Origin of the sequence: Listeria monocytogenes (assembly GCF_900187225.1) — a bacterium.
Classification (GTDB): Bacteria; Bacillota; Bacilli; order Lactobacillales; family Listeriaceae; genus Listeria; species Listeria monocytogenes.
Map to the genome: position 1 here is coordinate 1,548,569 of NZ_LT906436.1, position 14,087 is coordinate 1,562,655.

12 protein-coding genes and 1 other annotated feature are annotated in these 14,087 nt (G+C 37.6%); all 12 genes read right to left on the reverse strand.

Features of this window, described 5'->3' with window-relative positions:
* Window positions 1-10: 10 nt before the first annotated feature.
* Window positions 11-985: a porphobilinogen synthase gene (gene hemB / locus CKV70_RS07885; protein WP_012951648.1), complete on the reverse strand. Its 975-nt coding sequence runs from the start codon at window positions 983-985 to the stop codon at window positions 11-13.
* Entirely contained in the window at window positions 982-1,704 is a 723-nt protein-coding gene (locus CKV70_RS07890; RefSeq protein ID WP_003723239.1) for a uroporphyrinogen-III synthase, read from the reverse strand. The genes hemB and CKV70_RS07890 overlap by 4 nt, the downstream gene beginning before the upstream one ends.
* Complete coding sequence (gene hemC, locus CKV70_RS07895; protein ID WP_003723240.1) at window positions 1,701-2,630, reverse strand: hydroxymethylbilane synthase; 930 nt, start codon at window positions 2,628-2,630, stop codon at window positions 1,701-1,703. The genes CKV70_RS07890 and hemC overlap by 4 nt, the downstream gene beginning before the upstream one ends.
* 3 nt (window positions 2,631-2,633) lie before the next feature.
* On the reverse strand, window positions 2,634-3,941 hold the full coding sequence (gene hemA / locus CKV70_RS07900) for a glutamyl-tRNA reductase (protein WP_003723241.1): 1,308 nt from the start codon (window positions 3,939-3,941) through the stop codon (window positions 2,634-2,636).
* A 127-nt stretch (window positions 3,942-4,068) separates the two neighbouring features.
* Complete coding sequence (gene yihA, locus CKV70_RS07905; RefSeq protein WP_003732571.1) at window positions 4,069-4,653, reverse strand: ribosome biogenesis GTP-binding protein YihA/YsxC; 585 nt, start codon at window positions 4,651-4,653, stop codon at window positions 4,069-4,071.
* 107 nt (window positions 4,654-4,760) lie between these two features.
* Window positions 4,761-6,683, reverse strand: a complete 1,923-nt coding sequence (thrS, locus tag CKV70_RS07910; RefSeq protein ID WP_014600859.1) for a threonine--tRNA ligase — start codon at window positions 6,681-6,683, stop codon at window positions 4,761-4,763.
* A 68-nt stretch (window positions 6,684-6,751) separates the two neighbouring features.
* Window positions 6,752-6,982 (reverse strand) — a binding site (T-box leader).
* A gap of 50 nt (window positions 6,983-7,032) precedes the next feature.
* Window positions 7,033-7,956 carry a primosomal protein DnaI gene (gene dnaI, locus CKV70_RS07920; RefSeq protein ID WP_003732568.1) on the reverse strand — a complete coding sequence of 308 codons (924 nt, stop codon included), beginning with the start codon at window positions 7,954-7,956 and terminating at the stop codon, window positions 7,033-7,035.
* A 9-nt stretch (window positions 7,957-7,965) separates the two neighbouring features.
* Window positions 7,966-9,342: a replication initiation and membrane attachment family protein gene (locus CKV70_RS07925; RefSeq protein ID WP_014600860.1), complete on the reverse strand. Its 1,377-nt coding sequence runs from the start codon at window positions 9,340-9,342 to the stop codon at window positions 7,966-7,968.
* Between the two features lie 5 nt (window positions 9,343-9,347).
* A complete protein-coding gene (gene nrdR / locus CKV70_RS07930) occupies window positions 9,348-9,812 on the reverse strand; it encodes a transcriptional regulator NrdR (protein ID WP_003723246.1) in 465 nt (154 codons plus the stop codon).
* 77 nt (window positions 9,813-9,889) lie between these two features.
* Window positions 9,890-10,492 (reverse strand): dephospho-CoA kinase, encoded by a 603-nt coding sequence (gene coaE / locus CKV70_RS07935; protein WP_014600861.1) that lies wholly within the window; start codon window positions 10,490-10,492, stop codon window positions 9,890-9,892.
* A 16-nt stretch (window positions 10,493-10,508) separates the two neighbouring features.
* Window positions 10,509-11,330 (reverse strand): DNA-formamidopyrimidine glycosylase, encoded by an 822-nt coding sequence (gene mutM / locus CKV70_RS07940; RefSeq protein ID WP_014600862.1) that lies wholly within the window; start codon window positions 11,328-11,330, stop codon window positions 10,509-10,511.
* A 23-nt stretch (window positions 11,331-11,353) separates the two neighbouring features.
* A complete protein-coding gene (polA, locus tag CKV70_RS07945; RefSeq protein WP_014600863.1) occupies window positions 11,354-13,981 on the reverse strand; it encodes a DNA polymerase I in 2,628 nt (875 codons plus the stop codon).
* Between the last annotated feature and the right edge of the window lie 106 nt (window positions 13,982-14,087).

A 14,087-nucleotide genomic window follows, 5' to 3' on the forward strand; every position in this document is an offset into this window, starting at 1 on the left:
TTCTTACCTCCTATTTATTTAAGTATTTAGATACATCTTTTGCAAAATAAGTAATGATAAGTGTTGCACCCGCTCGTTTCATACTAGTTAGCATTTCTATAACAATTTTTTCTTCGTCTATCCAACCATTTTGCGCAGCTGCTTTTACCATTGCATATTCACCACTAACATTGTAGGCAACTACTGGTAAATTGGTATTATTCTTAACGTCGCGCATGATATCTAAGTAAGATAATGATGGTTTTACAATAAGAAAATCTGCGCCTTCTTGTTCATCCGACTTTGCTTCGCGAAGAGCTTCTTCACGATTGGCAGGATCCATTTGATAAGATTTCCTATCACCAAATTGAGGTGCACTGCCAGCAGCATCACGGAACGGTCCGTAAAAAGCAGAAGCATATTTAACAGCATAAGACATAATTGGGATATCATAAAACCCAGCTTCATCTAACCCTTCGCGAATGACTTGAACAAAACCATCCATCATATTAGATGGAGCAATGATATCCGCTCCTGCTGCGGCTTGACTGACAGCTGTTTGTTTCAATAATTCAAGCGATTCGTCATTGAGAATTTCACCGTTTTCAATAACACCACAATGTCCATGATCAGTAAATTCACATAAACAAGTGTCAGCCACCACAAGAATTTCAGGAAAACTTTTTTTAATAAGTCTTGTAGCTTCTTGAATAATTCCGTGGTCGTGATAAGCTTGCGTACCAACTGCGTCTTTTTCGGCAGGAATGCCAAATAAAATAACCGCTTTAATACCAAGACTTTCAACTACGCGCATTTCTTCTTCTAATTCATGTAAAGGATATTGAAAAACCCCAGGCATAGAAACTACTTCTGTTTTTGGTTCTTTGCCATCTTTAACAAAAATCGGATAGATTAAATCATCTGTATGTAAAACTGTTTCTCTTACTAAATCACGCATTGTTTTGGTTTTTCTTAGACGACGATGTCTATCAAATTGATTTTTCATTTTAATTCCTCCTGTATTATCAAATCAGCTAGGTGCTTCATGGTGAAGGTTTTTGGTTGATATTTTACTTCCCATCCATCTGCTAGAATGGCCTCTGTTGTAATACTACCAATTGATGCGATATGCCACTTCTCTTTTTGAGCAGGGAATGATTTCGCGATGGAATAGAAGTTTTTCCATGCAGATGGGCTGGCAAAAACAATTATTTGTGTTTCATTTAGTTTCAGTTGTTCGGTTAACAGTTTTTTAGAAGCCTCTGGAAAAATTGTTTCGTAGAGCTCAATCGAAAAAACGATATAACCTTTTTCTATCAATGTATCTTTTATTATTGTTCTGCTTAAATTACTTTGTGGTAGTAAGATACTTGTTTTCTCTGGGTTCTCGTTTAACCATTCTTCTAAAAATACTTCTGACTGATAGATAGATGGGACAAAACTTGGTTCGTGACCAAATTCTGCCAACTTTTCTTTTGTTTTTTCGCCGATGACAGCTATTTTGTAATTGGATCTCTCATATTGGTTCGTGAAGAAATATTCTACAGCATTAGCACTTGTTAAAAAAAGCCAGTCTGTTTCTTGTTGTTCTCGGCTCAAATTAATTTTTATAGGTTGTGTTTTAATAAGCGGGATGGACATCACCTCATAACCATTTTGTGAAAAATAGGTTTGCCATGGTTTGTTTTTACTCGCTTCTCTTGTTAAAACAACTTTTTTACTCATACATTTCTCAGTTCTTTGATAATAGTATCTGCACCTTCACTTAGCAAATCTTCTGCTACTTTATTTCCAATTTCACTTGGATTTGCACCGACTTGTTCGGATTCAAGAATGATGGAACCATCCGCATTACCAACTAAACCTTTAAACTGAACGAATTCATTAGCTCTTGTAGCAAAGCCTGCAATCGGAATTTCACAGCCACCGTTTAATTTTTTCAAGAAAACACGTTCTGCTTCTACACAAATTCCAGTTTCTTCGTGATGAATAGAAGTTAACATATCGCGGATTTGTTGATCACTTTCGCGACACTCGATAGCAAGTGCACCTTGTCCAACAGCTGGCAAACATACTTCTGGTGGGATGTCTTCTAGTTTTAATGTAGTATTTTCTAACCAACCCATACGAGCTAACCCAGCTTTTGCTAAGATAATTGCATCAAAATTTTCTGCATGTAATTTTTGAAGACGTGTATCGATATTGCCTCGAATCGGTTTAATCACAAAATCAGGTCGATGTTTTAGAAGTTGTGCCGCTCTACGGAGGCTACTTGTACCAATGACCGAGCCTTGTGGTAACTCATCTAGAGAATTCACTTGATTGAAAACAAAGCAATCTAATGGAGATTCACGTTTTGGAATCGCGCCAATAATTAACCCTTCTTTCAAACTTGAAGGAACATCTTTCATACTATGTACCGCAAAATCAATCGCTTCATCACTTAAAGCCTGCTCCACTTCAGATACAAATAGACCTTTTCCGCCTACTTTGCTAAGTGTTACATCTAAAATACGGTCCCCTTTTGTAACAATTTCTTTTATCTCAAAATCGAATTCAGGATAATTTTCTTTGAGCTTATTAATCACCCAATTAGACTGAGTTAAAGCTAACTTGCTTCGTCTAGAACCAACAATTATTTTCCGTTTCATCCGTTAACTCCTCGTTTCGGCTTGTTCTTTTTCTATTACAGTAACATCTGTTTCACTCAACCCAAAAATACGTTTAAAATGTTCAATACTTGTAGTTGCATCTTCTTCTACAGACATTTCTTTTAACTCTGAGATAGGTTGTTTTAGCATTTGGTTTATAATGCTTTTCATATGTTTTCCAATTTGAATGTATTCGCGTTCTGTTAGTCCAGGAAGTTTATTTTCTAAACTAGTCATAGCAACTTCTTGCATATCTAACGCTTTTTCACGCAAAGCACGAATAACAGGGACGACGCCTAGTTGTTTTTCCCACTCGAAAAAGTTACGAACTTCTACCTCAATAGTATTTTCAAGTTCCAGAACGATTCGCTGCCGCTCTAATGAGTTCGCGCTAACGACCCCTGCCAAATCGTCAATGTCATATAAATGGAAATTGGGAATGTATGAACAATCATGTTCAACATTTCGCGGTAAACCGATATCAATCACAAGCATCGAACTCGCTTTTTGTTCCATCAAATCTTGCATAGCCGCTTGTTTAATAATTGGTTCTGTCGCACTTGTGGAAACGAGAACGATATCTGCTAGCATCAAATGTTCATTCATATTTTCATATGCGCCCACTTTTGCTTGAAATTGATTTGCTAATAATTCTGCATTAGATTTAGTGCGGTTGATGATAGTTATATCTGCAATACCACTCCCAGCGAGATTTTGCAAAGCGAGTTCACTCATTTCCCCTGCACCAACTAGAACAATTTTCTTATTGTCTAATGAACCGTATAATTTTTTTGCAACCTCTACAGCGGCATAACTGACAGAAACGGCATTTTCGTTAATTTTTGTATGGTGATGTACTTTTTTTGCGAAAGTAACTACTTCACGAAACAGTTTATTTAAAAGTGTACCTGTTGTCTCAGTTTGTTTCGCGATTTCGAATGCATGTTTTACTTGTCCGAGTATTTGTGTTTCTCCCAGCACAAGCGAATCAAGTCCCGCGGTTACTTTATATAAATGATTGACAGCCTCTGTTTCCTCATGGAAAAACAAATAAGGCTCGATTTTTTCCATATCCATTTGAAACCAGTTAGCCATAAAACGTTTTAAGTAGTATCTACCTGTATGTATTTGATCTACAACCGCCACAATTTCTGTCCGATTGCATGTCGAAATAATAACATTTTCGAGGATGCTTTTTTCCTGCTGTAATGTTACTAAGGCCATTTCTTCTTCGGTTTCTTTAAAAACTAATTTTTCGCGGATGTCGATTGGTGCTGTATGATGATTCAGCCCCATGGTGAGAATAAACATTCGATAATCCTCCTAAAATTAAATTGAACTCTAATACATTCTACCACTTTTCGATGTGTACACCAAATAGTCCGTTTTTGTATTTAAACGGAAAAAAGAGCTGGATTTTTCATTCCAACTCCTTCTATTATTCCATTCCTTCTTTGATAAACTGCCATGCTTCGTCTTTTCCCATTTTTGTTTCAGAGGAAAATAAGACAAATTTGTCATCTGGATCAAAATCAAGTGTTTCGCGCACAATTTTAGCATTTTTTTGCCATTTGCTACGTGGGATTTTGTCTGCTTTCGTTGCGATGACAATGACAGGAATATCGTAATATTTTAGAAATTCATACATCATTCGATCATCTTCGGTTGGCTTATGGCGTAAATCAACAATTTGGATAACACCGCGAAGCTGCTCACGAGAAGTAATATACGTTTCAATCATGACGCCCCATTTTTCTCGTTCGGTTTTCGACACTTTCGCGAAACCATAACCGGGTACATCAACGAAGAAAAGTGCTTCTTCAATTTTATAAAAATTTAGTGTTTGTGTTTTTCCTGGTTTTTGTGAAATTCTTGCCATACTTTTGCGGCGAATCATCGTATTAATAAAAGATGATTTTCCAACGTTTGATCGCCCTGCAAGTGCATATTCTGGAAGGTCCGTTTCAGGGTATTGCTCTGGTCGAACAGCGCTTATTATTAGTTCTACATTATTTACATCCATAATTTTCCATCCTGTTCTATTCATTATCTTTTACTAGTATAACGGAAAAAGAGGAAAAAAGCACCATGAAAAAATACTGCCCCCTTTAAGAGACAGTATTTTCGCAATTAATATTTGCTTACTTCAGCAACAACTTGTGCGATAAACGCATCTAAATCCATTGTTTCAGAGTCTTTGGAGCCGTAACGACGAACGTTTACAGATCCAGCCTCAACTTCTTGGTCACCTAATACTAACGCATAAGGAATTTTCTTTGTTTGTGCTTCACGGATTTTATAGCCTAATTTTTCATTACGATCATCCACTTCAGCTCGAAGTCCAGCTCGTTGCAATTTATCTTGTACGCCTTTTGCATAATCTAAATGTGCATCTGCGTTAACTGGAATAATTTCCATTTGTACTGGAGCTAACCAAGTTGGGAAAGCACCTTTATATTCTTCAATTAGGTAAGCTACAAACCGTTCCATTGTTGATACAACACCACGGTGAATAACGACTGGACGATGTTTTTCACCATCTTCGCCAATATATGTTAAGTCAAAGCGTTCAGGGAGTAAGAAGTCAAGTTGTACAGTAGAAAGCGTTTCTTCTTTTCCAATTGCAGTTTTCACTTGAACATCTAGTTTTGGACCGTAAAATGCAGCTTCACCTTCTGCTTCAAAGTAATCCATTTCCATTTCGTCCATGGCGGATTTAAGCATGGCTTGTGCTTTTTCCCACATAGCATCATCGTCAAAATATTTTTCAGTATTTTTCGGATCACGGTAGCTTAGGCGGAAGGAGTAATCTTTAATATCAAAGTCTTTATACACTTCTAAAATTAGCTCTACAACACGTTTGAACTCATCTTTGATTTGGTCAGGGCGAACAAATACGTGTGCATCATTTAAAGTCATTCCACGAACACGTTGAAGTCCTGATAGTGCCCCACTCATTTCATAACGGTGCATCATACCAAGCTCCGCGATACGGATTGGTAATTCACGGTAGCTATGGATATCATTTTTATATATCATCATGTGGTGCGGGCAGTTCATTGGACGTAACACAAGTTCTTCGTTATCCATTTTCATTGTAGGGAACATATCTTCATGGTAATGATCCCAGTGACCGCTTGTTTTGTAAAGTTCTACGTTTGCCATAATTGGAGTGTAAACGTGATTGTAACCAAGGCGTTCTTCTTTATCCACAATGTAACGTTCGATAACGCGTCGAATAGTCGCACCTTTTGGCAGCCAAAGTGGTAAACCTTGACCAACTTCAATACTATTTGCAAATAAATCTAGTTCTTTACCTAGTTTACGATGGTCACGTTCTTTCGCTTCTTTTTGCATTTGGATAAATTCTTTTAAGCCATTTTTATCGAAGAAAGCTGTACCGTAAATACGTTGTAGCATTTTGTTGTTACTATCGCCACGCCAGTATGCACCAGCCACGCTAAGTAGCTTGAACACTTGAATTTTACCAGTGGAAGGAACATGGACTCCACGACAAAGGTCGAAAAATTCACCTTGTGTATAAATTGTCACTGTTTCATCTTCTGGGATTGCTTCGATAAGCTCTAATTTATATTGATCCCCAATTGCTTTGAAACGTTTAATTGCTTCTTCGCGAGAAACAACTTCGCGCTCAATTGGAACATTTTCACGAACAATTTTTTGCATTTCTTTTTCGATTTCAACGAGTGATTCATCACTAATAACTGCTTCTGTATCAATATCATAATAGAAACCAGATTCGATCGCTGGGCCAACGCCAAATTTCACATCTGGATAAAGTCGTTTTAATGCTTGTGCCATTAAATGAGCTGTACTGTGACGTAAAATACCAAGCGCATCTTCATGGTCTGGTGTTACGATTTCGATTGCTCCGTCTTCGTGGATTGGTGTTACTAAATCAAGTAACTCCCCGTTTAATTTACCTGCGAGTGCTTTCTTTTTTAGGCCTGGGCTGATGGAAGCGGCAATATCAGCTGTTGAAACGCCTGGCTCGAATTCTTTTACTGCACCGTCTGGAAATGTGATTTTCATACTAATCTCTCCTTTTCTTTTTTAAATGTGGTTAGGAGGGCAAAATAAAAAACCCATCCCTCCTGTTGTCAAGGGACGAGTTTATGCTCGTGGTTCCACCCAAGATTCAGAAATAGCTAAAAATAACTACTTCACTCTTGTCGCTTATAACGGAGCGATCCGTCTATTATTACTAGTTAAACACGTTCCTAATAGAAGTTCCAAGGTGGTCCAAATTTAAGTTCCAATAGAAGGTTCCCAGCTAACCCTTCCTCTCTAAAATTTTCCGTTAAATTGGTTGTCCTTTTCATCACTTTGTTTTATATTACTTCAAATTATAAGCCCGATTAAACATATTTGCAAGTACTTTTTAGAAACGGCGATTTTTGCCTTCTAAGTTAACCTCTTTTGACAAATAGCGTACGCGTTCCATAATTCGGCGAGCTTTTAGTTTTTCTTCCGTACCATTTTGGGCAAACATTAAATGATTCTCTAATTGATCCATATTGTAATTTGATGAGAAGAAAGTTGGTAATTCCTCTTGCATCCGGAATTGCAAAATTGCACCCAATACTTCATCTCGCGTCCAAGCTGTCATGGATTCTGCGCCGATATCATCAAGCATTAACACTTCTGTTTCTTTCGCAAATTGAATTTTTTCACCGACTGTATTGTCAGAAATAGACTGTTTCACTTCGCGCATGAACTCTGGTAAATAAACAAGTGTTGTTGAAATTCCTTTTAAAGCAAGTTCTTTCGCAAGCGCGCCTAACAAATATGATTTCCCGGTCCCAAAGCTACCATGAATAAATAACCCCTTCACACGTTCTCCACTTTTAGGAGGATAATTATTTAAAAATTGATATGCTTCAACGAGCGCTAATTGACGAGATTCTTCATCCGTATAAAAGTCCGCTAAATTCGCATCCACTACTTGTTTAGGCATATAAAGGGATCGAATTCTCCGCTCGACTGCACGGCGTTTATCTTCTTCTATTTTCTCTTTCGTCGGGTAATAGGTGACGGTGATGAATTCCCCATTAAGGACAAGTTTTGGCGCATAGCCGGGCATTAAGGTTTCTTCCTGTTCCGTGAATTTTTTGTGTTGCGTCATAAATTCATATAAATTAGACAAGTTTTGATTAACTAATTGCTCGGTAACCTCTTCTTTGTGCTCTTTGAAAAAATCTTGAATTGGCTGATAATGGAGAACTTGTTGTTTTAAACCTTGGTATTCTTTTTCAAAGTCGCGGCCTTCAAAAAGCTGTCCTAATGTTCTTTCGATGTTGTCCATCTTCTTCACCTACCTTTTATTTAGTCGTTCTTTAATTTCACGAACTTGTTCTTCGAGTGTTTGTTTTTCTTTGTCTGTCATTTTATTTTCCGCTGGAGCAACTTGTTCCTTATCAAACCAATCCGGTAAAATTTCTTTTCGCGTTGATTTTTGATAATTTCGGTTGTAGTTATTTGTTTTTGGTGTAGCTGGCTCTTCTTGAAGTCGTTTGTATTTTTCGTGCTCTTGCCACGCTAGATCCATTGCTTCTTTTGCTGTTTTTACATTTTTTCGTTTCCAGTGAGCAGCAATCGTCATCATGTAATTTTTAGAAAGCTTCCGGTCAAGGCGGAGTAAAACATACTCGATTAATACATTCATCACAGGAACCGGTAAATTTTGCTGGTTCATGACTTCTTCCACAACGCGCAAATCGGTTTCAGCGGGAACCGCACCATCTGAAATGTCCACCAAAAGTTGAAATGGTGTGATGCTCTCTAAATATACTTGCAGTGCTTCTTCATCATTTAACGTTTCTTCTGGTTCTTTATTTACAGTAGTCTCCTGCTTCATTTGCAGTTTTGGCGTAGCCCCGTGTTCTATAGTGTAGCCTTCGCGAACGATTTTACGTAAATAAACGATATCAATCTCGCCATTTGCATCAAGTGCTCGGTACAAATAACTCGGCATATCTTTTTCAGAAACTTGATAAATCCCATTCAATTTTAAAATAGTTTGACGCACTTCTTTGGTTATTTTTTCTCTGGAAATCATCCCTGGTGAAAGCAAACTCAAAAATAAATTAAAGTCAAAACTCGCGCCGTCAAATTCAATTTCTTTTGGTGTAACTTTATCTACCAATTTTTGACCAGATTCAGCCGTAACAGCACTATTACCACCTTTAAACGGTTCAAAAACATCTTGAAACGAACGAGTAATTTCGCTGTATGTATCTGTTTCAAATACCTCGTCTGCAAAAAAACGACGCAAACGTTGAAACTGTGCATTGCCAATTTTGCTATATAAATAAATATTTAATAGACCATCTGAAAAAAACTTTTCTGGTGATAACGGTGGCAAGATTTCGTAAATATAAAAGCGTTGATCATTTTCGGTTTTCACAAAACTTTTTAAAAGACCTAAGCCTTCTAATTTGAGTCGTGCTTCGAACAACGCTTTCAAACTAATATCAAGCATATTTAAAAGTTGGACGTGCGAATGCGCTTCTGACCACAGTCTGTTTTCCTCGACTTCTGTAAACAGTGTTTGGTATAAAGCTAGACATTCCGCCCCCATTAGCGGTTGATATAACATCGTAATAATTTTTCTGTCGGCACCGGTCAAGATTCCACTTGCTTTCACTTGATAGCTGTCTACCGCTTGAAGCTCCATCCAAAATTCCGTCAATTTACTCACCTATCTTTATTTTTTTCCATTAAATCTTTTAACTCTTCGACAAAAACGCTGATATCTTTAAATTGGCGATAAACCGAAGCGAAGCGCACGTAGGCTACTTCATCGAGATTCGCTAATTTATTCATCACTTTTTCACCAATTAAGTCAGACGCTATTTCGCTGTCTCCAATATTTCGCAGTTCGCGTTCTACCTCATTGACAATTTCTTCAATTTGTTCTGCGCTAACTGGCCGTTTTTCACAAGCTCTTATTAAACCGCGTCGCACTTTTTCACGAGCGAATTCTTCTCTTGCTCCGTCTTTTTTCACAACTATTAAAGGACTCTCTTCTACCTTTTCAAAAGTAGTAAAACGAAATCCGCATTTTTCACATTCACGCCGTCTTCGGATGGAATTGCCATCATCTGCCGGTCTTGAGTCTACAACACGTGTACCATTATATTGACAAGTAGGACATCTCATAAAAAACCACTCCTATCTCTAGCTTTCTCAATCTGTTTATTTGTATGCCTCATTATACCATGTGAAAGTAAGGGTGGCTATTTGTTCTTTACAAAACGCTCGATAAATGTATAAACTTGTTTTTGTGTCTTTTCAAGTGATTCGTTATTATTAATGACAAAATCAGCTTTTTTTGCCTTTTCATCAATTCCTATTTGGCTGTTAATCCTTGCTAACGCCTCTTCTTTAGTAAGATTATTTCGCTCCATCAGGCGCTTTAACTCTGTTTCAGGGGTGGTCCAAACAACGATAATTTGATCTACCAACGATTCTAAATGACTTTCAAACAAAAGCGGAATATCGAAAAAGACAAGCTCCTCGCCTGCTCTGAAAAAACGTTCGCGCGCTTCTAACATATATTCTTTCACACGTGGATGCGTAATTTCATTTAACTTTTCACGCTTTTCCTTATCTTTAAAAATAATTTTTCCTAATTTAGCTCGATTTAACGTGCCATCTGCAAGTAAAATTTCTTCCCCAAAATAAGCAACGATTTCCTTTAGTCCTTCTGTGCCTGGTTCCACTACTTTTCTAGCAGCAATATCTGCATCCACTAATGGAATTCCCGCTTGCTGAATCATGTTACTCACTGTTGATTTTCCTGTAGCTACACTTCCTGTTAATCCAATCGTTTTCCCCATGATTTCAGCTCGCTTTCTATTTTTGGCAATTCGGGCAAAAATGTGTCCCGCGTCCATTTAATTTGATTTTTTCAATCGGTGTTCCACAAACAACACACGGCTCGTCTGTTTTGCCGTATACTTTTAATTTATCTTGATATTGTCCAAGCTTACCTTGCGAATTCACATACGTTCTAACAGTGGAGCCACCAAGTGCTACAGCTTCAGTCATAATACTTTTCGTCGCTTCAAAAATACGTTTAATTTTTTTGTCTGAAAGTGAGTTAGCTGCTCTTTCCGGTCGTACTTTTGCTTCAAAACAAATTTCATCCGCATAAATATTTCCAACTCCAGCTACTAACTTTTGATCAAGTAAAGCCGTTTTGATGGCGCGGCTTGTTTTTTTCACACCAGTTGCAAAATCCGTTAGTGTAAAAGCTTGCGTCAGCGGTTCTGGGCCAAGCTTTTTAATCGACCGAGTCTCACCCTCACCGTATTTATTCGTTACTTCCATCGTACCAAATTTTCGCACATCTAAAAAACGCAATTCCGTGTGATCCTCAAAATGAAAAATAATATGCGTATGCTTGCTGACCTCTTCATTTTCATCCATTAACCGAAATTTACCTTCCATCCGTAAATGCGATAAAATCGTACAGTTGGTTAAGTCAAAAAGTAAGAATTTACCACGACGGCGCACACCCTCTATTTCTTGCCCGACAAGCATATGCACAAACTCATCGGGTGGTGTTGAGACAATCATTTTTGGAACACGAACTATTACTTGATCTATTTTTTTACCTGGAACTAATTCTTGTAATGTTGCGCGGACATTTTCTACTTCCGGCATTTCTGGCATTTATAAACTCCCCGTTTCTCTATTTATTTCGCGTCGTACCAAGTGTCACCAAAGGCGCTATCTACTTTAAGCGGCACAGAAAGCTCTACTGCATTTTCCATAACATCTGGGACAATTTCTTCTAATTTAGCTATTTCAGCTTCAGGTGCTTCGAAGATTAATTCATCGTGCACTTGAAGTAATAATTTTGCTTCTAATTTTTCAGATACTAAACGCTCGCTCATCAGAATCATAGCTTTTTTGATAATATCAGCGGCACTACCTTGAATAGGTGTGTTCATCGCAGTTCTTTCTGCAAATCCGCGAACATTAAAATTACGACTAACAATCTCCGGAATATAACGACGACGATGTAAAATGGTCTCTACATAGCCTTTTTCTTTCGCAAAACGGACAATGTCTTGCATATATTCTTTCACGGCTGGATAACTCACAAAGTAACGATCAATAAAGTCTTTTGCTTCTTTACGCGTAATACCAAGATTTTGCGAAAGCCCATAATCACTAATACCATATACAATACCAAAGTTTACTGCTTTAGCTTGACGGCGCATTAGTGAATCCACTTCTTCCTTCTCCACATGAAACACGTCCATGGCTGTTTTCGTATGGATATCGTAATCGTGCTTAAATGCATAAATTAAATTCTCATCTTCAGAAATATGTGCTAAAACTCGCAACTCTACTTGAGAATAATCGGCTGAAAACATTTTCCAACCAGGTTTACTCGGCACAAAAACTTGTCTGATTTTCCGACCTTCTTCTAAACGAATCGGGATATTTTGTAAGTTCGGATCGACTGAACTTAAACGTCCCGTTTGCGTTAATGTTTGGTTGAAACGTGTATGGACCTTATGTGTTTCTTTATCCGTCACTTTAAGCAGCCCTTCGATATAAGTGGACTGAATTTTACCAAGTTGACGATATAACAAAATTTCATCAATAATCGCGTGTTTTCCAGACAAACTTTCCAGTACATCCGCAGCTGTTGAATAGCCTGTTTTTGTTTTCTTGACTGGGGGAAGTTCCAGCTTTTCAAATAAAATTACACCTAGTTGTTTCGGTGAATTAATATTGAATTCTTCGCCAGCTAGTGAATGAATGGATGCTTCTAATGTTTTTAGTCTTCCACCCAGCTCTACTTTCATATCTTCAAGCCGATCTGTATCTACGCTGACTCCTTGCATCTCCATTTCTGCTAAAACAAATGTTAGTGGTAGCTCTAGGTCTTCCATCAAAGCTAGTTGTTCATTTTTCTCTAAATCATCAACTAGTCTTTTCTCTAAGTCAGCAATGGCCACTGCTTTCCTAGCTAAGTGTGCCGCAACAATGCTTTCTTCAGGAGTGCTACGTTTAGCACCTTTTCCGTAGACTGCTTCATCTGTTTCTACTTCTGTGTAATCATGTCTTACTGCAACACTTGTAAAATCATCAATTGAATCAGATGGATTTAACAAGTAAGATGCTAACATGATATCAAATGTGATACCAGAAATTGCCAAACCAATGCGGTTCATTGCAACTATTGTTTTCTTCGCATCATACACTACTTTTGTTTGATCACTTTCTACCCATTTGCGGAATGCCTCACTACTTTCAGCTGTTTCTTTTGTAAAGAAATACGTTCCTTGGCTGGAATGTACTGTCAGCCCGATGAAGTTTGCTGTATGGTAATTATCATTTTCTAGCTCCACATAAAGTGCGGTTTTCCCACCAAAATGTTGTTCTTTTAATTCCGTTACTATTTCAAAAAACAATTCTTTTAGTTCTTTCGATTCCTCCGGTGTATCTCCTTCGATATTTTTCAAAAGTGTTGTAAAATTCATTTCTTTTAATAAAGGGATAACTTTTTCAGTTTGATACCCGTCATATTTCGTGCTTTCGACTGTGCATTCAATCGGTGAATCCACATTGATTGTAGCTAGCTCTTTACTTAAAATAGCTAATTCTTTATTTTCTAGTACTTTTTCTTTTAGTTTTTTACCGGAAATTTCCTCGGCGTGCTCTAACACACTTTCCACCGTTCCGCCAAATTCATGTAAGAGTTTTAAGGCTGTTTTTTCACCAACGCCTGGAATCCCAGGAATATTATCGGAGGAATCTCCCATTAAACCTTTCATATCAATGATTTGTTCAGGAGTTAGATTGTATTTTTCTTTTAGTGTTTCTGGTGTGTTGGTTTCCATATCGGCTATGCCTTTTTTAGTAATATAAACCGTTGTTTTTTCAGAAGCTAATTGTGTTAAATCGCGGTCTCCGGTAATAATTGCAACTTCCATTCCATCTGCTTCCGCTTTTTTCGTCAATGTTCCGATAATATCGTCTGCCTCGTAATTGGCCAGTTCATATTGCGGGATATCATACGCCGTTAAAAGCTCTCGGATGAATGGAAACTGTTCAGATAACTCACTTGGGGTTTTTTGACGTCCGCCTTTATAACCTTTAAATGTTGTATGTCTAAAAGTTGTTTTTCCAGCATCAAATGCAACGAGCACATGGCTGGGTTTTTCTTTTTCGAGTACATTCATCAACATCATTGCGAATCCATACACCGCATTTGTGTAAACACCTTTATCGTTATTTAAAAGTGGTAACGCATAAAAAGCGCGATTCGCAATACTATTTCCATCAATTAATACTAATTTATTCACAGGGATATCCTCCTCGATATTGTCATTCACTTGTGTCTATTTTACCATAGGAACATAAAAACAAACCACTTATCCGAATGGGATTAAATGGTTTGTTTCAAAAACG